Origin of the sequence: Ilumatobacter sp. (assembly GCF_046290335.1) — a bacterium.
Classification (GTDB): Bacteria; Actinomycetota; Acidimicrobiia; order Acidimicrobiales; family Ilumatobacteraceae; genus Ilumatobacter_A.
The window spans coordinates 681,450-702,785 of the sequence record NZ_JBKAGH010000001.1; the positions used below are offsets into that span (position 1 = coordinate 681,450).

A 21,336-nucleotide genomic window follows, 5' to 3' on the forward strand; every position below is an offset into this window, starting at 1 on the left:
GGTCAATCGAACACGCCGAGCGTCTCGCCGAGGCGCCGGGCCAAGACGTCGTACGCGAAGTCGGTCTCGACGCGTTCACGCGACCGCACGCCCATCCTGCGGCGCAGATCGTCGTCGTCGAGCAGCGCTTCGTAGGCGTCGGCGACCTCCTGGACGTTCTCCGGATCACGGATGACGATCCCGGTCTCGCCGTCGGCGACCGCTTCGGCCGCACCACCCGAGTCACCGGCGACCTGGGGAATACCGCACGCCGCCGCTTCGATGAACACGATCCCGAAACCCTCCTGCTCGAGCCCGCCCCACCGGTTGCGGCACAGCATCGTGTACAGATCGGCACAGCCGTACAGCTTGGGGAGGTCGTCGTGCGGGATACGGCCCGTGAAGCGAACCGGCGCGTCGAGTTCGTCGGCGAGCCGACGGAGGCGGTCGGCTTCGCGGCCGGCACCGCCGATCACCAGGAGCAGATCGGGACGGCGATGCTTGATCCGGTTGACCGCTCGGATCGCCGTGTCGAACCCTTTCCGGGGCACGAGTCGGGAGATGCCGACGATGAGTTCCGCATCGGCCGGCAGGTCGAAGTGAGCTCGGGCCTCGGCGCGTTCGGCGTCGCTGAGCACCCGGAAACGGTCGGGGTCGACCCCGCACGGCACCACCGTCGTCGGCAAGGGCCGACCGGCGGCATGCTCGGCCTCCGCTGCCGGATACCCGCCCGCGGCGATGATGTGGCGGGCGCGGGTGAGCGTGTACGACAGCGCTTGCTTGGAGAGCGGGAGTCGGCCGGGCACGGTGACCTCCGCCCCGTGCAGCACGAGGTCGTACGGCAGCTTCAGCGACGGGCCGACGAGTCCGAGCGGCACAGCGGGGTCGAGCACGACGAGGTCCGCGCCGAACTCGTCGGCGAGATCGTTGATCCGCTTCACCATCCACGGGTGCGGCAACAGAAACGGCTCCCGCGTGCGTTCGATCCGGTACGGCTCGCCGGCGTCGAACTCCGCGGTTCCCTCGTACGGGCTGGTGAGGACCGCGAAGCGATCGGGCGGCAGGCGGCGCCACCATTCCCAGAGCAGCGACTGGATGCCGCCGATCTTGGGTGGATAGTCGTTGGTGACGAGCAGATGTTTCATGGCGGATCAGGGGTCGCTGTGGATCAGGGGTTCGCGGTGGCGACGTCACGACGATCGTCGAGTCGCTGATCGGCCCAGCGAGCGTGTTCGGCGAGGATCGGGTCGTCGCCGAGACGGTAGCGGTCGAGCGTGGCTCGAACACGGGCATCCGCGGGTTGTGCGACGTTGCCGAGCACGACGAGCGCGTTGCGGCGCAGCCATCGCATCTCCCGGCCGGCGATGTACCAGTGTCCGTAGTGCCGAGCGATCCAGTCGTCGTCGGCGTCGAGCAGTTCGAGCGCGTCGACCCATGCCTGCACTTGCGGTGAGAGCGGCACGGTGTTTCGTTGCCCGAGCCGTGTCGAGATCGGGCAGACGTCTTGGCAGTCGTCGCAGCCGTAGATGCGATCGTGCATGGCGATCCGGTATCGCTCGGGAATCGATCCGCCCTTCTGCATCACCCAGCTGAGGCACTTCGCTGCGTCGATCACCCCGGGCGCCACGATCGCCTGCGTCGGGCACAACTCGATACAGCGGGTACACGTGCCGCAGCCGTCGGGCGCCGGCGTGGGGTTCGGCTCGTACTCGGCGGTGGTGATGATCGAGCCGAGCACGAAGAAGCTCCCGGCGCCCGGAAGCAGCAGGTTGGCGTTCTTGCCGAACCAACCGATACCGGCCCGGTGCGCGACGGCGCGGTCGACGATGGCGTTGTCGTCGGCGAAGACGACCGCTCGATGACCCGCTGCCTTGATGCGAACGGCAACCTCCCGCAATCCCTGCCGAAGCGGTTCGTAGTGGTTCTCCCACGCATAACGACCGACGCGCGCGTGCGGCCGCGTCGGATCGGGTTCGGGCGGGTCGGCGTCGGTGAGATACGGACGGGCGCCCACGATGACCGACTCCGCTCCCTCGACGGCTCGCTGCGGATCGGTGGAGCGCTCGGGGTTGCGATAGGTGAACTCCATCGTGTCGTTGAGCCCGGCCGCCTTGCGCTCGATCAGCGTCGACCGCGTCGCGGCGAGCACATCGGCCGACGCGACCCCCACCCGCGAGACACCGAACGGAGCGACGATGCCGATGATCTCATCGAGCGTCGGAAGCGACGGTCGCTGCACAGTGCGATGTCGCCCACTCATGCACCAAGCATGTCACCGGAACCCAACTCTCCACGTTTCAGCGACACCACCGTCATCGAACTGTGGCCGAGCGTCCGGCCCGACCCGCAGAATCAGAGGCCATCACCCACGCTCACTTGCGTGGAGCCTGCAATCTCCTCCTGCCCGCCAGGGACCGTCGGACATACTGGCTACCGATGAGGTACCGGGTGGCGATCCTGCTTCTCTGGCTCGTGGCCTCGGCCTGCGGTGGGAGCGAGTCGAGCGAGTTCCGTGATGAGCAGCTTCGGTGGCGCGAAGCTGGGATTTCGAGCTATTCGATCACCTATCTCGTCCAAGCCGGGATCAACGGGAGATCAACGCTCACAACGAAGATCGTCGATGGCGAAGTGGTCGAGCACCAGGGTGACGGCCGATTGGACATTTTCGAAGCACGGACCGTCGAAGACATGTTCGACGAGATCGACGCAGCCGACGCTGCGACCGTGACGTTCAGCTCTGAGTTCGGCTATCCGAGAAAGGTCTCCCTCGACGTCCACGCCGACGCCATCGATGACGAGTACGGCTGGGAAGTGTTGAGCTTCACGACCGAATGACAATCTGTGCGCTACGACGACCGCGGGCGCGTCTCCCGTTGTGCCGTGAACCTCGACTCGGGTCGAGTCCGTTTCGATTGCGGCGCTCGTCGAGCGAATCGGCTCCCCGAGCGGCATGCGGATGCGTGAGATCTGCCAGGCGCTCGAGGTAGCCGTCGACTGCCGATAGGCGCCTCGACCACCCGGTGCCGTGCCGGTCGTCCACTGGGCTCGATGGTGGTCGTCAGCGATCAGCCGGGGACCGGTGCGACCAGGCCGGCGTCGAAGTCGGCTTGGCTCACGAACACCGGAACGTCGTCGACCAGGCCTGCCCGCTGGAACATCGCGACCGCCCGATCGAGCGCGTGGGTCGGCGACAGCACCGGCACCGGCTCGAGTTCGATCGGCCCGTCGTCGTTGGCCAGCAGATGCGAGACGATGCAGTCGCTGCACGCGGTGGTGTTGGCCGCCACACAGGTGTGGCAATCGAGCGAGAACTCGTCGTCGAAGAACATGGTCGCCATCATGACGATGCCCTGTGACAGTCCGAGCCCATGGCGAGCCGCTAGCGGCTCGGATGCAGCTCGGATGCAGCTCAGGGACAGGTCGCGGCGGCGTCGACCGGGATGTCGACGGTGATGTCGAGTGCGACATCACCCGCCCGAACGATCCCGGAGTAGCCCACCCGGCCGTCGCCCTCGAACCCCTCGGCTGCCGCGTCGACGAGCTCGACGACGGCGCCACTTCCATCATCGATCGTGACGTCGATCATCGCGGAGTCGTCGTCGCGACGTTCGATCACAAACCGTCCGCCTTCGGACGTGATCCCCGCCGCCCCAGCACCGGTCGTACACGACGCCAACACGATGCGCGTGTGCGGGAAGGCGAGCTGCCCGGGCTCGTTGGTGACCATCGTGTTGGTGCAGTCCACGCCGGCACTCGGGTCGGGGTTGACGGCCACCAGTTCGTCGCCGAACTGCGCCACGAAGCCTGCGCCATCCGCCGCTGCCACGAACGACCCGTCGACGAACGACGCACCGGACAGCGCAGCGACGCCGCCGTCGGGGGCGTCGTGCAGCCGATCCACCACGCGCCCCCCGCCAGCGCCATCGCGGAAGAAGAAGCTCGACACGACGACATCGAGATCCGCCGGCGCCAGCGGTGTGTGTTCGACGCACGACGCTTCGATCGCGAACGCGGCGTCGCCGAGTCGGACGAAGCCGGGAGTCGGGAGCGCGTCGATGCCACTCGACGACCCCGAGCCAGCCGCCTGGGTCAGCTCCGCGTCGCTGCCACCCTCGATCGATTCGGTCGATTCGATCGATTCGGTCGACTCGGTCGATTCGGTCGACTCGGTCGATTCGGTCGACTCCGACGTCGAGTCGGAACCCGACTCCCCCGGGCCGGCGGTGACCGAACCCGATGTCTCATCGACCGCGGAATCGGTGTCGTCGTTGCTGGTGCCGACGACGACGAGTCCGGCGATCAGCGCGACGAACCCGACGAACATCGCGGGCACCAACCACGGCGAGCGATCGTCTCCCGGCCTCGGGATGTGACCGGTCTCGCCTGTCGCGACGATCGGCCGCGCGAGCAGCGGATCGGCGCCGGCGGCCACCACGATCGGCTCCGGGCCGTGCGCCTGGTCGCGCTCGGGATCGACCATCAGGCGTTCGGGTCGACGACGATGCGCCCGCGCACCTGACCGGCCATGATCGCCGGGCCCTGCTCGAGCAGATCGCTCATCGGCACGACCTCGATCATCGCGTCGAGCATCTCTGCCGGCAGGTCGGCGGCGAGGCGAGCCCACGCCTGCTTGCGCACGTCGATCGGCGCCATCACGGAGTCGATCCCCTGCAGACGCACGCCACGCAAGATGAACGGCATCACCGTCGTCGGCAGATCCACCCCACCGGCGAGCCCGCAGGCGGTGACGACGCCGCCGTACGACGTCTGGGCCAGCAGCTTGGCGAGCATCGTGGAACCGACCGTGTCGACCGCGCCGGCCCAGGTCTCGCTCTCCAACGGCTTGGGCGTCTCGGTCATCTCGCTGCGGCTCAGGAACGCCGTCGCACCGAGCGAGCTCAGGTAGTCGTGCTGCTCGGGGCGTCCGGTCACGGCCGTCACCGAGTAGCCGAGCTTGGCGAGCACGGCGACGGCGACCGATCCGACACCACCTGCTGCCCCGGTGACCACGACCGGGCCCGACTCCGGCGTGACGCCGCCCTCTTCGAGCGCCATGACGCACAGCATCGCGGTCAACCCGGCGGTGCCGATCCCCATCGCCTGGCGGCTCGTCATCCCGCTCGGTGTGGCGACGAGCCAATCACCGCGGGTGCGCTGTCGCTGCGAGTAGCCGCCCCAGTGCCGCTCCCCCACTCCCCAGCCGGTGAGGATCACCTGGTCGCCGACGGCGAATCGGTCGGACGTCGATTCGCTGACCGTGCCGGCGAAGTCGATTCCCGGCACCATCGGGAACGAGCGGATGATCCGCCCGGCGCCGGTCAGCGCCATTCCGTCCTTGTAGTTGAGCGAGGAGTAGTCGATGGCGACCGTGACGTCGCCGTCGGGCAGGTCGGCGTCGGTGAGCGCTTCGACCTTCGCTCGAGGACCGTCGTCGGTCTCACGGACGACGAGTGCGGAGAAGGCGTCGGTCGCGGGCGTCTGGGTCGTCGAGGACGTCATGGACGTCGAATCTACGCTCAGAGCACGGCGATGAAGGCATTGCTCGGCAGCGCATTGGCGCCGTCGGCCCGCACGTCGCGGATGATCTCCTTGTCGTCGGTCACGACCACGACCGATCGACTCGTCGGGAGACGCCGAACCTCGTCACGGATCAGATCGTCGGCGATGACCCCTTCCGGCGAGTACACGACCCGCACGAGCCGGCGTCGCGTGCTGTGCGCGCCGACGACCGAGGCACCGTCGAACACGACCGTGATGTCGGTACCGAATCGTCGAGCGAGGTTCTCGACGGCGTCGAGCAGTGCGTCGCGCTGCTGGTCGAGTCGACGCGACGGCCAGGCGAGCTTGGCGACGTTGTAGCCGTCGACGAGGATCGCCGCGTCGGAGCGGACGAACACCTCGGCCGCTTGGCGCGACGACGACAACACCCCACCCGGCAGGGCCATCGGCGCCCGCTGTGCCGGCCGCGTCGTGTGCGACGCGGCGGCGTCGCCGACGCTGGGCAGCAGCGACGAGAGCCGGTTGGCGAGCGACTGGGCTTCGCTCGCGGCCGCCTCGATCTCGGCGACCGATGCGACCGCCGCGGCACGTGCAGCGAGCACGTCGTCACGCACCTCGGCCGCCGTCGCCCGGGCCGACACGGCCTCGTCTCGGGCTGCGAGCGCGGCAGTCAGCTTGTCGGCGGCGGCACGCTCTCGGTCGCGCGCGTGGCGCACCTCGTTGCGCAGGTCGACGAGTTCGACGCTGAGCTCCGCGGCCTGTTCGGTCAACTTGTCGATGTCGGCGCGCAGGTCCTCGATCTCGGCGTCGCGCTGGACGATCACCTCGTCGCGCGCCAGCAGCTCCACTCGTACGCGTGCGGTCGCCGACTCGGCCGCCGCACGGCGACGCTCCGCGCGTTTGAGCTCGGCACGAGCATCGAGCGACGCGGACTCCTCCTCGGCGGCCTCGACGATGGCGGTCGCTTCGTCGAGCCAGCCCTCCGGCTGCGCCAGCCACAGTCGCCCGACGTCGTCGACCAACTCTGGCAACGCACCGGCCGACAGCAGCCGCCGGAACTCCGCGTCGGCTTCGATCACGCGACGAAGCCGGCCCAACGCGCCCGTCGGCACGCGCGGCTTGCCGAGGAACGATCGGAGTTCCTTCGGGAACGGGACCGGCGGGCGCCGCTTCTGGAACTCGGCAGCCATCAACACGGCGAACTCGATCGCCGACCGCAGATGGCGGTGCTCGATGTCGGCCATGTGTCGACGCTACCCGAACCGGTGAGGCCCGAGTCGGGTCTGGCGGGCCGCCAATGCCTCGATCGGCCGGGCGAACACCGTGTCGACCTTTCGACTTGACGGGGTACATTCGTTCGTGTTGACTCGACCCGATGCGAGTTGGGGCTGCCATCACCGATCATCAGCAACGTTCGTTCGACGAACTCGGCGTACCGCTGGCCGATGTCACGTTCTGCGTCCTCGATCTCGAGACCACGGGCGGAAACCGCAACGACGACATGATCACCGAGATCGGCGCGATCAAGGTTCGTGGCGGCGAGTGCGTCGGCACGTTCCAGACGCTCGTCAACCCGGGTCGGGCGATCCCGCCACAGATCACGGTGCTCACCGGCCTCACCGACGCGCTCGTCGCCCGCGCGCCGCGCATCGAGAGCGTGCTGCCGTCACTGCTCGACTTCATCGGCGACTCCGTGTTCGTCGCGCACAATGCCGGCTTCGACCTCGGCTTCGTCCGCGCCGCGCTCGAACGAGCCGGTCGTGACCCGTGGAATGGTCCGGTGGTCGACACGGTGACGCTGGCGAGACGGCTGGTTCGCGACGAGGTGCCGAACTGCAAGCTGTCGACGTTGGCATCACGGTTCCGGCTCGATCATCAGCCGAGCCACCGAGCGCTCGACGATGCGCTCGCCACCGCCGACCTGCTGCACCTGCTCATCGAGCGAGCGGCCGGCCTCGGCGTGCTCGGCCTCGACGACCTGATCGCCCTCGCCAAGATCGGCGGGCATCCGCACGCCGCCAAGCTCAAGCTCACCGCCACGCTCCCCCGCGCGCCGGGTGTGTACCTGTTTCGCGACGCCAACGACTCGGTGCTCTACGTCGGCAAGGCGACCAATCTGCGCCAGCGGGTCCGCAGCTACTTCGGCAGCGACGACCGCCGCAAGATCGGCCCGATGCTGCGCGAGATGCACCGCGTCACCCACATCGAACTCCCCGACCCGCTGACCGCCGAGATCGTCGAGACACGCATCATCGGATCGACCCTGCCCCGCTACAACCGTCGCGGCACCACGGCCACGAAGTACTGCTACGTCAAGCTCGACACCGATGCGGCCTGGCCCCGCCTGTCGATCGTGAAGGACCCAGCCAAAGCCGGCGAGCATCTCGGGCCGCTGCCGTCGCGAGCGATGGCCGCGCTCGTCGTCGACGCACTCCAGAGCGCCCTGCCGCTGCGGCGCTGCACACAGCGACTCGGACGCAACTACCAGCCGGCCGACGACGCACCGGTGTGTAGCGCCGCGCAGCTCGGCGTGGCGCACTGCCCCTGCTCGGGGTCAGCTGATCCGGCTGCCTACGCCTCGGCGGTCGAGTACGCGCAGCGAGCGATGCGCGGCGACGCGACGATCGTGATCGACCGCCTGCGCACCCGGATGCGGTCGCTCGCCGCTCAGCAGCGATTCGAAGAAGCCGCGTCGACACGCGACCGGATCTCGGCACTGCTCGGTGCGATCCGACGCACGGAGTTGCTGCGAGCCTTGTGCGACGCCGGCGACGCAGAAGTCACGCTCGACGGCACGACGTGGATCATCGGCGACGGGCGCCTCGTCGACGTGCGTGCCGACGGCCGCCTCACTGCCGCGCTGCCCGTCGAGTCGCTCGGACGACTCGAGGTCGGCCGACCCGCCCCACGCAGCCACGCCGACGAGGCCCTCTGCCTGGCCAAGTTCTTCGACCAGCGAGCCGAGCGGCTCGCGGTGTCGTGTTCCGGCATCTGGAGGTTCCCGATCGTCGCGACGGAACGCATCTCGCCGCTCGAACGCGCCGCGTGAGTTCGCTGCGCATCACCCTGTCTCGGCGCAGCCATACACTCACGACATGAGCTCGCTTCCCGCTGCCTGGCATCCCGATCCCACCGGTCGACACGAACTTCGCTATTGGGACGGCGCGGCCTGGACCGCCCACGTCAGCAACGCCGGCGTCACCGGCACCGACCCACTCGACAGCGCGCCGCCGGCCGCTTCGAAACTCGATCGCCTCGACGGCGGACTGACCGTCGGGAACGAAGGCAAAGCCGAGACGATCCAGCAACAACTGCGTGGCGACGGACATCGCGGGGTCGGGCTGTCCGGCATCGTGGAGGGCGGCGGAGGAAGCATCTTGAACGAGCCGATCCTGGTCGTGAACCAGAAGGCCAAGATCATCGAGCTGAACAACCAGTACAGCGTCTTCGATCAGCACGGCACGAAAATCGCTGCGGTCAACCAGGTCGGGCAGTCCACCGCCAAGAAGGTGATGCGACTGGTCTCCAGCTTCGATCAGTTCATGACTCACAAGCTGCAGGTGACCGACGCCAGCGGTGCGGTCGTGGTCAACATCACCCGCCCGGCCAAGTTCCTCAAGTCGACGGTGGTCGTCAGCGATGCGAACGATCAGGAGATCGGGCGCGTCGTGCAGCAGAACGCGATCGGCAAGATCAACTTCTCGCTCGAAGCCAACGGCCAACAGCTCGGAGCGATTCGAGCGGAGAACTGGCGGGCCTGGAATTTCCGGATCGAGGACGCAGCCGGACAGGAGATCGCTCGGGTGACGAAGACGTTCGAAGGCATCGCGAAGACGATGTTCACGACCGCCGACAACTACGTCCTCCAGATCGCGCACCGAGCACCTGAGCCGCTGAACTCGCTCGTCGTCGCGAGCGCGCTGTCGATCGACACCGCACTCAAGCAGGACAACCGCGGGCTCGGCTGATCGCACGAGCCGGACCGAGACAGTTCGAGACGGATCGCTTTCGCGATCAGTCGAGGAGCCGCGCGCCGCGACGGTCGATCGACATGAACTTGACGTGGCCGCCCGCCGGGAGCGCACCGGCCACCTCGGGAGCGACCTCGGGATCGACGAGGAACCCGACCGTGGGGCCACTCCCGGAGAGCCACCCGCACCAGGCTCCGGCTGCGACGCCAGCGTCGAGCGCCTCGGCCGCACCGTCGATGAGCGGGAGCCTCCACGCTTGATGGAGTGCGTCGTCGGTCGCGCCGGCGAGCAGCGACGGATCGTCGTGGGCGAACGCGAGCGCGAACTGCACGGCACGGCCGAGATTGAACACCGCGTCGGCTCGCGTCACTTCGCTCGGCAGGGAGGCTCGCGACCGATCCGTCGACGTCGTCACATCGGGCACCCACGCGACGAACGCTGCGTGGGCGAGACGAGGCCCGATCGGCACGGCGATCGACCGGCCGTCGACGAACGCGGTCACGCCGCCGAACAATGATGCTGCCGCGTTGTCTCCGTGCTGTTCGAGGTCGGTCGCCACCCGCAAGATGTCGGCCGAGCGCTCAGCGATCGCCGCTGCCGGATCGTCGTGGAGTTGGACCGCTGCCAGCGACGCAGCCGCCACGCGAACGGCACCGCTGAAGCCGAGGCCTCTGGCCATCGGAATCTTGCAGCGCAGCCACATCTGCCCGGTTCCGCCCATTTGCGTGAACGCGTGTCGGGCCGGGTGGTGCTCGTCCACGACCTGCGCACCTTCGGGCGGGTCGTCCACGCCGACGTCGGCGTACGCGTCGAGTGCCATCGCGAAGACGTCGAAACCGGCGCCGAGGTTCGCCGACGACGCCGGAGCTCGGACGGCCCGGGTCGTCATGGCGTCGCAGGTGTCGCCTGGGCCTGCGACACGCTGACGAAGGCGTCGAGCGATCGCTGGGCGGCGCCTGAGTCGATCGACTCGCTCGCCACCGTGATGCCATCGGCGAGTTCGTCGCAACGCCCAGCTACCACGAGTGCCGCCGCCGCGTTGAGCACGACCACATCACGGTGCGGCCCCGACTCGCCTCCCAGCACTGCGCGCAGCGCTTCGACGTTCTCCGCCGGTTCACCACCGCGCAGGTCGTCAGCAGTCGCGCGGGCGAACCCCAGCGCCTCCGGGTCGACGTCGAATCGGTCGATCTCGCCGTTGCGCAGCGCGAGCACGGTCGAGGGTCCGGTCGTGGTCAACTCGTCGAGTCCGCCGCCGTGCACCACCCAGGCGGTCGTGAGACCCTGCGAGCGCAGCGCCTCGACCATCGGTTGGGCAAACGCCGGATCGGCGACACCGATGAGTTGACGACGCACCCGCCCTGGGTTGGCCATCGGTCCGAGCAGGTTGAACACCGTCGGCACCCCCATCTGACGTCGCGGAGGGCCGGCGAATCGAAACGCCGGATGGAACATCGGGGCGAAACAGAACGCGATGCCGGCCTCGCGCAGGCACGCTGCGACGCCATCAGGTGTCTGCTCGATCGCGACGCCGAGCAACTCGAACACGTCGGCGGTTCCGCACTTCGACGACGCCGAGCGGTTGCCGTGCTTGCACACCGGCACACCGGCACCGGCAGCGACGAGCGCCGCCATCGTCGACACGTTGATCGAATGTGAGCCGTCACCGCCGGTGCCGACCACGTCGATCGCCTGGTCACGCTCGCCGTCGCTCAACGGCACGATCGATGCGTGGCGCCACACTTCGTCGAGCAACGCGGCCAGTTCGGCCGAGGTCTCACCCTTCGAGCGCAACGCGATGGCGAACCCAGCGATCTGCGCGTCGGTGGCCGCACCCGAGAGGATCTCCGCCATGGCAGCAGCTGCGACCGCATCGCTTGCGTCGTGGCCGGCCAACAGCGAACCGATCAGTCCGGGCCATCCACCGTGTTCGTCGAATCCTGCCATGGTGCAGGAGCGTAGAAGGCGCGACGCATCACCGGCGACCGCGAGAGCGGCCGCCTCTCGATCGGCCGAGCCGCCCGTGCCGACCGTGCCGACGGCGCAAGGCAGCGAACGGCGGGCCGTCAGCCGTCAGCCGTCAGCCGTCGGACGTCATGCGGTCTTGCGACGTTGCCGCACGATGCGGCGCCGATCGCGCTCGGTGGCACCGCCCCACACGCCCGCCTTCTCGCGATTCGCCAGCGCGTACTCGAGGCACTCCACTCGCACGCGGCACGACTCGCACACGCTCTTGGCGGACACCGCAGATTCTTCGTCGTCCGGGTAGAAGATCGAAGCGTCGAGCCCTCGGCAGGCGCCGAGGTCCAACCACTTCGCTTCGTCAACCACTTGTAGCGACACTTCTGAGACCCCCATCGGTCGTTGTCCAGATGCATCGACGGATATCCCCCACCCGCCGATATCGGGCAATCTAGGTCTCGATCCGCCCGCGCGCCAGGGAAAATTCAGAATGTCACGTTCGACGCTCAGGTCTCGTGCGGAATCCCATAGGCGCGGGCGAGCACCTGCACAGGGTGCATCGACTGACGCCCGGTCTGTTCGGCGATGACCGTGTTGGCGAGGTGGCAATCGCCGGCCACGACGTCGCCGTTGGCCCGTTCGATGGTGGTACCGAAGCGCTCGCCGATCGGGATCGAGACCGCGTCGTTGTCGGCGCGGAGCCCCCAGAGACCGTCGACGCCCGCGCACTGCTGGATCAACTTCACTTTCGCTCCGGTCAACTTCATGAGGTCGCGGCTCACGAACCCGACGTTCTGGGCTCGCAGGTGGCACGGAGCGTGGTACGTGATCGTGGCGTACGTCTCTCCGTGGAAGTCGGTGTCGAGCACGTAGTCGTCACCTTTGTGCAGCTTCATCAGGTATTCGGCGCTGTCGTAGGTGTGTTCGGCGACGAGTTCGGCGTCGTCGCCGCCGACGTGGGCCGGATAGTCGTGTTTGAGGACGTAGCTGCACGTCGGCTGAGGCACGACGATGTCGGTGCCACGCCGGACGGATGCGGCGAGCGTCTTGACGTTGCGCGCGGCGACCTTCTTGAACCGGTCGATGTCACCGGCGTGCAGCCACGGGGCGCCACAACAGCCTGCACCCGACGTGGTGCACTCGATACCGTTGCGCTCGTACACCTTCACGAGGTCCTTGCCGATGTCGGTGGCCTGATACTCGACCAGGCACGTCGGATACACGGTGACCGAGGCCTGCTTGCGGCGCATCTTGATCCGCGGTCGCTTGGCAAACCAGGTCGAGAAACGCTGGGTCGCAAAGGGGCTGAGCGGTCGCGTCGCCGTCACGCCGGTCACCGCGGCCGTCAGTCGCCGGATCAGCGAACCCGGCTCGGCGCCGACGATCTTGTTCGCGAGCGAATGCAGCCGGGTGCCGAACTTGCCGATCCGATCGACGTTGCCGATCACCAATGCAGCCGACCGTCGACGCGCCGGCGCATGGCCGTGCTCCACCTGCATCGCGACAGCGCGGAGCATCAGCCGAGGTACGTCGATCTGCGCTTCGTGCAGCGCAGGCGTGTACGGGCAGTTGAGGAGGCAGAGCTTGCATTGGAAGCACTCGTCCACGACCTGGTCCTGCTGGGCCGGCGTCATCTTGCCGGCGTCGTCGCCGCCGAGCACGTCGATCATCTCGAACAGCGTCGGAAACGATGAACACAGCCCCACACACCGCCGACAGCCGCTACAGACATCGAAGACCCGCGCCAGCTCGCCACGCACATCGGCTTCGTCGACGTAGCTCGGATGCTGCGGGTCGTACGTGATGGTCATCGATGTCGTTCACTTCTCGGCGTGATGCCGGGTTCTGCTGGCCGGTGACAGCGTCGGTTGCCGTCCGGCCTCGTCGGTTGGGGTCGCTGGGGTTCGTTTGGGGGATGATGCGGGCGCGACCCGCATGATGGTGTCGAGACGACCCGCATGATGGTGTCGAGACTAGGCCTCTTGTGGCCCGAGCTGCATGGGAAATACCACTTGTCGTGGGAGTTCGCATCGACGGCGCAGAGCTGGCACGATCTGGAGATGTCAGAACCGGCCAATGACGAGGATCGGCTCCGACGGCTGGTGTCAGCGCCGACTGGCAACTGGGACCCGGTCGCACTTCGGGCCGGCGCCTTGATCTGCATCACCTTCGCCGTCCCCTTTCGCCTGCTGGCAGCCGCGCTCGGCGACCAGGGAGCACTCGACATCGTGTTCTTCCTGGTGTTTCTCGCCTGCTTCGTCGTCGGCGCAGGAACGGCATCTTGGGTGCAACGGTGCGGAACGCCGATGAGCCATGCCCTCGTCACCGCGGCGGGAACGTTCATCGCGGTCGAAGCGGTGTTCGTCGCAGTCCGACTCGTCCGCGGCACCGAGGTGCCGTGGCTCGCGATCATGTTCACGCTCACCATCGTGGTGATGGCCGGGCTCGTCGGCGGCTTCCTCGGCAACCGTCTGCACGCCCGAGGTGCGGTGCCGTCCATCTGGCGCTGACGCGATCTCGACGGAAACATCCGCGCCGCCACTCGCGACAGCACACCGCGTCACAACAGCACCCACCATCCGCTCGGAGCAGCTCGGCAGGGCCGCAGCGACGGACGAGGCCGAATCAGCCCGGTTGAATCCCGTGAACCGCAAGCCGATCACCCTAGAATTGGTAGCTGGCCGTCCCAGAGGGAAGGCTGTCAGTCGCATGACCTCGAAAGGACCCTCCCACGTGGATCTCGAAACCGCTGTGCCCGCCGCCGAACCGGCGACCGGGCGACGCAACCTGATCGGCCTGGCGGGCTTCGCCGGGCTCGCCGGTGCTGCTGCCGCACTGCTGTCGAGCCAGCCCGTTGCCGCCGTCCCGACCAGTGACGACATCGCACTGCTCCGCGAGGCGCTGCGCTTGGAGCTCAGCGCTCGCGACCTCTACCAGGCTCAGCTCGATGCACACCCGAACGGATCGATGGCGACTGCGGTCAAGGTGATGCTCGACAACCATGAGGCTTACGCGCAGGCGATCGCCGGAGCGACGGGCCTCTCGATCGTCGATGTCGGCCGCAACGACCAGGTGTTCGACGACAACGTCGAGGCGTTCGAAGCAAGCGACTTCGCTGCCGCAGCACACACGATCGAGCAGACCGCCGTGTCGACGCACACAGCGCTGCTCGGCGACTACGAGAGTGCCGATGCGCTCGCGCTGACCTCTTCGATCCTCGTCGCCGAGGCCCGACATGCGACCGTGCTCGCCGATGTCCTCGGCGTCGACGATTTCGACGTCCTCTTCGGCAACGACCAGCCCGCCCTCGACCTCGCAGGAAGCGACGCCTGATGAACCGTCCCACTCCCCTCTCCGGCCGCGCGTCACGGCGCGACGCCCTCAAGATCGGCGGGCTTGCCGTCAGCCTCAGCGCGCTCGCCGCCGCCTGCGGAAACGGCCGCACGGGCATCACCGAGCCGGGCCGCGTCGGCAACGCTCCGACCGTCGAACCGCTCGATGACTTCCCCATCGACAATGCTGCGCTCCTGCGTACTGCGACCTCGCTCGAGTACACGGCGATCGAGGTGTACCAGCGTGCACTCGACCTCGACGGGGCGGTTCCCGCAGCGTTGCGCCCCGCGATGGAGCGGATGATCGAGGAACACGAGACGACCGCCGAGGAAATGGCCGAGTTGACCGTTGCGGTCGGTGGCGAACCGTGGACGTGCGCCAACCTCTGGTTCATGGAGCGCCTCGTCGAGCCGGTGTTCGCGGCGATCGCCCAGGACGCAGAGCCCGAAGCGGTCACCTCCGACGTGCTGACGTTCGCGATCGTGTTCGAGAACTTCGCGGCGGCATCACATCAGGAGCTCATCGTCTCGGTGACCGACCCGACCGCACGCCAAGCCCATGCTCGGGCTGCGGCGCTCGAAGCACGCCACTCGGCCACGCTTGCCATCGCGATGAACGGCGCCGACGGCTACATCTCGCCGGCGTTGCTCGGCGAGGACGTCACCCCTGACGAGCTCGGTCAGGTGCGACAGTTCGCAATGCCCTCGACGTTTGCTCAGACCTCGCAGCTCGAACTCAAGGCGGGCCCACCCGACGTCAACGGAGTGCGCGAAACCTTCACTCTCAACACGCCGTCGCTCAACAGCATCGCCTACAACGAGATCTCCTGCGACGCCTGACCGGCCAGCCCGGGACCGGGGCGCATGGGCCGGTCACACGGGGCGTAGGCTGCGCAGGCAATGGTGAGGTGGCCGGGTGACCGCGGCGTGTCGGGTTCGCCCGCTCGCGTCGAGGAAAGTCGGGGCTCCACCGGGCAGAGTGCTGGCGAGAGCCAGGTCGGGGCGACCTGACGGACGTGCAACAGAGAGAGACCGCCGATGGGCATGCCGGGCATGCCACAGGCAAGGCTGAAACGGTGCGGTAAGAGCGCACCAGCGGCGTCGGTGACGGCGTCGGCTCGGTAAACCCCACTCGGAGCAAGGTCGAGCAGGAAGATGGGCGGCCCGTCCGATTCTTCCGGGTAGACCGCACAGATGGATGGTCACCGGGAGCCCGCAACGGCTCCTACAGAACCCCGCTTACAAGCCACCTCACCATTGCGAACCCCATCTACCAGGGGAAACACCTCACCCCGACGCCTGGTCGGCCAGCCAGAGCCGCTCAGACGATCGTGCGGTTGAAGGTGTGCAGGATCGGGCGTCGGCTGCGGAAGTCGATGCGACAGATGCTGGCGTGGTCGAGGTGACAGCGCCACGAGATCCCGATGTCGGTACCGAGCGCCCAGCCGACCGCCGACTTCATCGGTGACACGTGACTGACGACGACGATCGTCTCGTCGGTCGCTCGTTCGATGATGTCGTCGCACGCACCGCGCACGCGGTCGTCGAGCGAAGCGAGCGACTCGCCACCCTCGGGCACGTAGTGAAAGTCGTCGGACCATGCCTGCCACACCTCCGACGGGACGTCCGCGTGGGGGACGCCCTCGTACTTGCCGTAGGCGAGTTCGATCCACCGCTCGTCGGTATCGACCGGCATCTCGAACGCCGCTGCGGTCTGCTGTGCCCGTTTGAGCGGGCTGGCGATCACCGCGTCGACGTCGAACTCGTCGAGCAACACCTCGGCCGAGCGCCGAGCCTGTTCGACGCCGAACTCGTCGAGATCCTGGTCGAGCCGTCCTTGCAACAACCCGGCCTTGTTGGCCGCCGTTCGACCGTGTCGCAGAAGGATCAGCACGACGACGAGTGTGCCACACCGTTGCTCCGGTGCGACGCGTTCAGGCGAAGCGATCCGGCACGGCGTCGAGTCGCCCGTCGGCGAGAAACCGACGCCGGCGTTCGGCCGAACCGAGGCCGTTGCGCTTCCACAACCACACGCAACCCGCCACGCCGAGTGTTTCGAGGGCGACGCTCCACCATCCACGTTCTGTGACCGGGAATCCGCTCCCCACGAACTCGAGGCCGGTGAATGGCCACCAGAAGGTGTCGGTGTCGTTCCACGCTCCGTCGAACACCAGATGCAGGAACATGCCGATCGGAAGTCCCAGCAGCGTCTTGCGGATCGGCTTGCGGCCTGCGGTGATCAACATCAGCACGGTGAGCAGAGCGATGCTCACCGTGATCGAGTGCAGTGCTCGGGCGCCGCCGAACAGGCCATCGACGAGCGGCAACACCGAGCCGACCACGAGCAGGCGATTGTCGAACCGCGGATCTCGGAAAACCATGCCGACCGAGACGATCGCTGTGGCGATGAACCAGAAGAACACCGTCGATCAGATCACCAGCATGCGTCCGCACTGCGGACAGTCAGCGATGCCTCCGGAGGCCTTCGCCTCGTCCTTCACGTCGTCGACCTCCGCCGCGGACAGGTCGAGGTGGCATCCGTCGCATCGATGACCGACCAGGCGAGCGACCGCGATGCCTGAGGCAGACCGAACTCGGTCGTAGCGAGTGAGAAGCCCCTCAGACACCTCGGCTCGTGCCACATCGCGGCGCAGCGTGATGCCAGCGATCTCCGCATCGATGTCGGCGACCTCCGAGGCCAGGGCATCGTCGGCCGATCGCATCGACGAACGCAACGCCTCCTCGACCGCGAGATGCTCGGTGAGTCGATCGTCCAGCGCAGCCTGTTCTTCGAGCGCCTCCAACTCAGCGGTCTCGACCGCATCACGTTGCTCGTCGAGTGTGGCCATCTCGTGCATGAGCGCCTCGGCCTCACGCGGTGCGATGACGGTCTTGAGCTGCGCTTCGAGGCGTGCGCGATGCGTCGTCAGTTGGGCTGCGTCGTGCTCGGATCGCTCGATGTCGCTGGTGAGGTCGTCGAGGCGCTGGCGCATCGCGGCGCGTTCGGCTTCCCACGCCCGCATCTCCGCCGACGCAGCCGCCAGACGTTCCCGTTCCGGCAAGCGCTCGCGGCGATTGACGAGCTGGTCGATCTCCGTGTCGGCGAGTTGGAGCCGTTCGACCGACACCGCAGGCATGTCCTCGCCGGAGGTCTCGGTGCCGGAGGTCTCGGTGCCAGGCACCATGTCCTCGCCGGGCAGGTCGGTATCGGCTTCGGAACCGTCAGTGGAGGCCATCGTCGGCCATCATGCCAGGTCGAGCCGCGCCCGTCATCGACAAGGGTCGACCTGCTGGGTGGCTGGCACCGACGGCAACGGGTGATTCGGGTCGAGGTTGTCGGGAGCGATCGTGGTTCCGAGATCGTCCTGGATCGTGATCGGAACCAACTCTGGCTCGGTCGTCTCGGTGCCTTCGAGCGTCGTGGTCGGCTCTGCGTTCGGGTCGGGTGGCTCGGTCGGCGCCGGTTCGAAACCGACGACCGTGATCGAGCACTCGTTGCCGGGAAGGACGAGCCGGGCGTTGGGACGCTCCGGTGGCGGTGGATCGTCCCAGACCTCGTTGGGCATGCCGGCGTGCGCCGGGTCCATGAAGGCTTTCCAGATCAGCGCCGGGAAGGTGCCGCCCTGCACTCGCGGCACACCTTCTTGCTGGAATTCACGGATGTTGACCATCGGCGTGTAGGCATCGGGGTCGCCGACCCAGACCGCCGTCGCGAGCTGCTTGGTGCCGCCGACGAACCAGGCGTTGGTGTTGTCTTGCTGGGTCCCGGTCTTGCCGAAGGAGACTCGGTCGTTCTCCAGCGCAGCGCGTCGGCCGGTGCCACCGCGCAAGACGCTCTCCATGATGTCGATCGTCTCGAGCGCGGCCTCGCGGTCGAGCACCTTCGTGCCAGGGTCGAAGTGTGTGTAGAGCCGCTTGCCATCGGCGCCGTCGATGAACTCGACGTAGTACGGCTCCTTGTGTACGCCTTCGTTGGCGATCGACTGGATGCCGGCCGCCATGTCGAGCGTGGTCATCTCGTTCGCGCCCGTTGCGTAGCTGGCGAACGGTTCGATCGGCAACCGATCCTCGACCGGCTGCCCGGGGTACAGGTACGGCGACTTCGCCATGCGGTACGTCGTATCGACGACTCGGTTCAACCCGACGATCTGGGAGAGTCGAGCAAAGCCGCAGTTGATCGAACTCGCAGTGATCTCACGCAGGTCACCGACGAACCCCGCGACACCCCCGTTGATCTCGAAGAGCGGATCGTTGGGATCGTTCGTCGGCAATGCACAGCCGCGTCGACCGTCGATGATGTCACCGGCCTGCGCTCCGGCCTGGATTGCTGCAGCGAGGATGAAATACTTGACGCTGGAGCCGGTCTGGCGCGGGCTCAACGCCATGTTGACCTCGCGTTCGTTGGGCCGGAACCCCGCCCCGCCGACCATCACCCGGATCGCTCCGGACGACACGTCGAGCGACACGAGCGCTGCATCGAACTGCCCGCCCGTGTCGGGCAACTGATCGCGCCGGGCGATCTCCGCAGCCTGCTGCATGCGAGGATCGAGCGTGGTGTGGATGCGCAATCCCCCGCGGAACAGCTGGTTGTAGCGCTCCTGGTAGGTGTCGCCGAGGATCGTCGACTCGTTGAGGAGGTAGTCGCGCAGCGCTTCGGTGAAGTAGGTCCGCTCCGTTGCCCGAGACGGAATCACCTTGACCCGCGACGGGATGTCGAACTCCTCGGCAAGCAGTTCCCCGGCAGCCTCATCGATCGCGAGGGTCTCAGGCAACGACTCGTCGGTGACGAGCCGGTCGATGACCTGCAGCCACCGAGCGCGGCTACGTTCGGGCTCGTTGATCGGGTCGAACCCCGACGGTGAACGCACGAGACCAGCGAGGAACGCGGCCTCGATGAAGGTCAACTCGGCGGCAGTCTTCGCGAAATAGGTCTCGGCCGCAGCCTGGATGCCATAGGAGTTGTTCCCGAAGAACACCGTGTTGAGATAGCGCTCCATGATCGTCTCTTTGTCGATCGCGTTCTCGAGCATGCGGGCGTAGTGGATCTGCAACAGCTTGTAGCGGCCGTCGCGTTCGAGGCCGGCGAGGAAGTCGTTCTTGACCACCTGCATCGTGATCGTCGACGCCCCTTGTTGCGGTGCATCGGAGGCGAAGTTCGACAGCGTGGCTCTGAAGAGACTGCGCACGTTGACCCCGTCGTGGTTGAAGAACTCCTTGTCTTCGACCACCAAGAACGCGTTGATGACGTGCGGCGGAACGTCGTCGAAGTCGATCGGTTGCGAGTTCTCGAGTTCGAACACGGCGATCTCGTTGCCGATGCTGTCGTAGACGTATGTGCGCTGCGCCAGCGGGACGAACTCCGGCAGCGTGACCGGGTCTTCCTCGTGCGCGTTGGCAACAGCCCACAATCGCGGCGCCACGGCGATCACCACCGAGGTGATCAATAACGCCCCGGCAGCGATGACCAGCGCGAGTCGCGGGATCCAGCCGAGTCGTTCCACAGTGCCTGCAACTTACTGCCACCTTCCTACGAGCCAGCGGCACCCCGACGGGTTTCGCTCGAGGTGCGACCCGGGCGGTGCACGCGCCGTTCGCCGTCTAGGTTCTCGTTCATGGCCGACGTCACCAATCCGTTTCCGATCAAGCCGTTTCGATTCGGCGTGCAACTGACTGCCACCCCGACCGGCGACGACTGGGCCGAGCAGGCGAGACGGATCGAGTCGCACGGCTACGACATCGCGACGATGCCCGATCACTTCAACGAGCAGTTCGCCCCCGTGCCCGGCCTGCAGGCGATCCTGTCGGCGACGACCACGCTGCGGGCGAGTGCGCTCGTGTTCGACAACGACTACAAACACCCGCTCGTGCTGGCCAAGGAACTCGCGACGATGGACGTGCTGTCCGATGGGCGCATCGAGATCGGACTCGGTGCCGGCTGGATGATCTCCGATTACGAAGAAGCCGGCATGCCCTACGACCGCGCCGGCGTCCGCATCGATCGCTTCGCCGAAGGCCTCGCCGTCATCAAAGGGGTGATGGGCGCCGAACCGTTCTCGTTCGAGGGCGAGCACTACACGATCCGTCATCACGACGGTTTCCCGAAGCCGATCCAGGGCCCACACCCTCCGATCATCGTGGGCGGTGGCGGACCGCGAGTCCTCGGCATCGCCGCTCGTGAAGCCGACATCGTCGGGGTGAACGGCACCCTCCACGCCGGGGTCATCGGCCCCGATGCGATCGCCACGATGACCCGCGATGCCGTGATCGACAAGCTGCAGATCGTTGCCGACGCGGCCCGCGAGGCCGGACGACTCGACCACATCGAGATGAACATCCGCACGTTCTTCGTCAGTGTCACCGACGACCGAGACACGCAGGTCGCCGCAATGGCGCAGATGATCGGCGTCGACGACCAGATGATCCGCGAGTCGCCGTTCGCGCTGATCGGAACGCCCGAGCAGATCGCCGACGACCTCGTCGCTCGCCGCGAGCAGTTCGGCTTCAGCTACGTCATCGTCGGCGGCGCCGAAGCCGACGCGTTCGCGCCGGTCGTGGACCGACTCGCCGGAACCTGAACCACAACGGCGCAGGTC

21 protein-coding genes and 1 other RNA gene are annotated in these 21,336 nt (G+C 67.3%); 8 read left to right on the plus strand and 14 right to left on the minus strand.

Annotation, left to right across the window (positions count from 1 at the left end):
* Positions 1–2: 2 nt before the first annotated feature.
* Positions 3–1,124 (minus strand): glycosyltransferase family 4 protein, encoded by a 1,122-nt coding sequence (locus ACE37B_RS03140; RefSeq protein ID WP_409921822.1) that lies wholly within the window; start codon positions 1,122–1,124, stop codon positions 3–5.
* A 23-nt stretch (positions 1,125–1,147) separates the two neighbouring features.
* A complete protein-coding gene (gene queG / locus ACE37B_RS03145) occupies positions 1,148–2,239 on the minus strand; it encodes a tRNA epoxyqueuosine(34) reductase QueG (protein ID WP_409921823.1) in 1,092 nt (363 codons plus the stop codon).
* 176 nt (positions 2,240–2,415) lie between these two features.
* On the opposite strand from queG, the gene ACE37B_RS03150 reads away from it, so the two are divergent.
* The gene (locus ACE37B_RS03150) at positions 2,416–2,814 is read left to right on the plus strand and encodes a DUF6174 domain-containing protein (protein WP_409921824.1); all 399 of its coding nucleotides are present in this window, start codon (positions 2,416–2,418) and stop codon (positions 2,812–2,814) included.
* A gap of 230 nt (positions 2,815–3,044) precedes the next feature.
* Here ACE37B_RS03150 and ACE37B_RS03155 read toward each other — a convergent pair whose 3' ends face one another.
* The 4 genes from ACE37B_RS03155 to ACE37B_RS03170 form a co-directional block, all read right to left on the minus strand.
* Positions 3,045–3,308, minus strand: a complete 264-nt coding sequence (locus ACE37B_RS03155) for a hypothetical protein (protein ID WP_409921825.1) — start codon at positions 3,306–3,308, stop codon at positions 3,045–3,047.
* Positions 3,309–3,388: 80 nt separating this feature from the next.
* Entirely contained in the window at positions 3,389–4,459 is a 1,071-nt protein-coding gene (locus ACE37B_RS03160; RefSeq protein WP_409921826.1) for a hypothetical protein, read from the minus strand.
* A complete protein-coding gene (locus tag ACE37B_RS03165) occupies positions 4,459–5,478 on the minus strand; it encodes an MDR family oxidoreductase (protein ID WP_409921827.1) in 1,020 nt (339 codons plus the stop codon). Before ACE37B_RS03165 ends, ACE37B_RS03160 begins: the two co-directional genes overlap by 1 nt.
* A gap of 17 nt (positions 5,479–5,495) precedes the next feature.
* A complete protein-coding gene (locus tag ACE37B_RS03170; RefSeq protein ID WP_409921828.1) occupies positions 5,496–6,722 on the minus strand; it encodes an NYN domain-containing protein in 1,227 nt (408 codons plus the stop codon).
* Between the two features lie 131 nt (positions 6,723–6,853).
* On the opposite strand from ACE37B_RS03170, the gene ACE37B_RS03175 reads away from it, so the two are divergent.
* Positions 6,854–8,527 carry a DEDD exonuclease domain-containing protein gene (locus tag ACE37B_RS03175; protein ID WP_409921829.1) on the plus strand — a complete coding sequence of 558 codons (1,674 nt, stop codon included), beginning with the start codon at positions 6,854–6,856 and terminating at the stop codon, positions 8,525–8,527.
* A 46-nt stretch (positions 8,528–8,573) separates the two neighbouring features.
* Complete coding sequence (locus ACE37B_RS03180) at positions 8,574–9,446, plus strand: phospholipid scramblase-related protein (protein WP_409921830.1); 873 nt, start codon at positions 8,574–8,576, stop codon at positions 9,444–9,446.
* Positions 9,447–9,492: 46 nt separating this feature from the next.
* Here ACE37B_RS03180 and ACE37B_RS03185 read toward each other — a convergent pair whose 3' ends face one another.
* The 4 genes from ACE37B_RS03185 to ACE37B_RS03200 all read right to left on the minus strand — a co-directional run bounded on the left by ACE37B_RS03185 (position 9,493) and on the right by ACE37B_RS03200 (position 13,222).
* Positions 9,493–10,338: a homoserine kinase gene (locus tag ACE37B_RS03185; protein ID WP_409921831.1), complete on the minus strand. Its 846-nt coding sequence runs from the start codon at positions 10,336–10,338 to the stop codon at positions 9,493–9,495.
* Positions 10,335–11,396, minus strand: a complete 1,062-nt coding sequence (gene trpD, locus ACE37B_RS03190; protein ID WP_409921832.1) for an anthranilate phosphoribosyltransferase — start codon at positions 11,394–11,396, stop codon at positions 10,335–10,337. Before trpD ends, ACE37B_RS03185 begins: the two co-directional genes overlap by 4 nt.
* A gap of 147 nt (positions 11,397–11,543) precedes the next feature.
* Positions 11,544–11,807 carry a WhiB family transcriptional regulator gene (locus tag ACE37B_RS03195; protein WP_409921833.1) on the minus strand — a complete coding sequence of 88 codons (264 nt, stop codon included), beginning with the start codon at positions 11,805–11,807 and terminating at the stop codon, positions 11,544–11,546.
* Positions 11,808–11,917: 110 nt separating this feature from the next.
* Positions 11,918–13,222, minus strand: a complete 1,305-nt coding sequence (locus tag ACE37B_RS03200) for a heterodisulfide reductase-related iron-sulfur binding cluster (RefSeq protein WP_409921834.1) — start codon at positions 13,220–13,222, stop codon at positions 11,918–11,920.
* Positions 13,223–13,471: 249 nt separating this feature from the next.
* On the opposite strand from ACE37B_RS03200, the gene ACE37B_RS03205 reads away from it, so the two are divergent.
* From ACE37B_RS03205 to rnpB, 4 genes are all read left to right on the plus strand, one after another.
* On the plus strand, positions 13,472–13,921 hold the full coding sequence (locus ACE37B_RS03205; RefSeq protein ID WP_409921835.1) for a hypothetical protein: 450 nt from the start codon (positions 13,472–13,474) through the stop codon (positions 13,919–13,921).
* A gap of 199 nt (positions 13,922–14,120) precedes the next feature.
* Positions 14,121–14,744: a ferritin-like domain-containing protein gene (locus tag ACE37B_RS03210; RefSeq protein WP_409921836.1), complete on the plus strand. Its 624-nt coding sequence runs from the start codon at positions 14,121–14,123 to the stop codon at positions 14,742–14,744.
* Positions 14,744–15,583 (plus strand): ferritin-like domain-containing protein, encoded by an 840-nt coding sequence (locus ACE37B_RS03215; RefSeq protein ID WP_409921837.1) that lies wholly within the window; start codon positions 14,744–14,746, stop codon positions 15,581–15,583. The genes ACE37B_RS03210 and ACE37B_RS03215 overlap by 1 nt, the downstream gene beginning before the upstream one ends.
* A gap of 64 nt (positions 15,584–15,647) precedes the next feature.
* Positions 15,648–16,001: RNase P RNA component class A (gene rnpB, locus ACE37B_RS03220), an RNA gene on the plus strand.
* Between the two features lie 63 nt (positions 16,002–16,064).
* Here rnpB and ACE37B_RS03225 read toward each other — a convergent pair.
* Genes ACE37B_RS03225 through ACE37B_RS03240 form a run of 4 tightly spaced genes read right to left on the minus strand, consistent with a single transcriptional unit; the run spans position 16,065 to position 20,244 of the window.
* A complete protein-coding gene (locus ACE37B_RS03225; protein WP_409921838.1) occupies positions 16,065–16,637 on the minus strand; it encodes a histidine phosphatase family protein in 573 nt (190 codons plus the stop codon).
* Positions 16,638–16,677: 40 nt separating this feature from the next.
* Positions 16,678–17,166, minus strand: a complete 489-nt coding sequence (locus tag ACE37B_RS03230) for a hypothetical protein (protein ID WP_409921839.1) — start codon at positions 17,164–17,166, stop codon at positions 16,678–16,680.
* A gap of 6 nt (positions 17,167–17,172) precedes the next feature.
* Positions 17,173–17,979, minus strand: a complete 807-nt coding sequence (locus tag ACE37B_RS03235; protein WP_409921840.1) for a zinc ribbon domain-containing protein — start codon at positions 17,977–17,979, stop codon at positions 17,173–17,175.
* Between the two features lie 33 nt (positions 17,980–18,012).
* Complete coding sequence (locus tag ACE37B_RS03240) at positions 18,013–20,244, minus strand: transglycosylase domain-containing protein (RefSeq protein WP_409921841.1); 2,232 nt, start codon at positions 20,242–20,244, stop codon at positions 18,013–18,015.
* Between the two features lie 111 nt (positions 20,245–20,355).
* Between ACE37B_RS03240 and ACE37B_RS03245 the strand changes: the two genes are divergently transcribed.
* Entirely contained in the window at positions 20,356–21,318 is a 963-nt protein-coding gene (locus tag ACE37B_RS03245; protein WP_409921842.1) for a TIGR03621 family F420-dependent LLM class oxidoreductase, read from the plus strand.
* Positions 21,319–21,336: the final 18 nt, after the last annotated feature.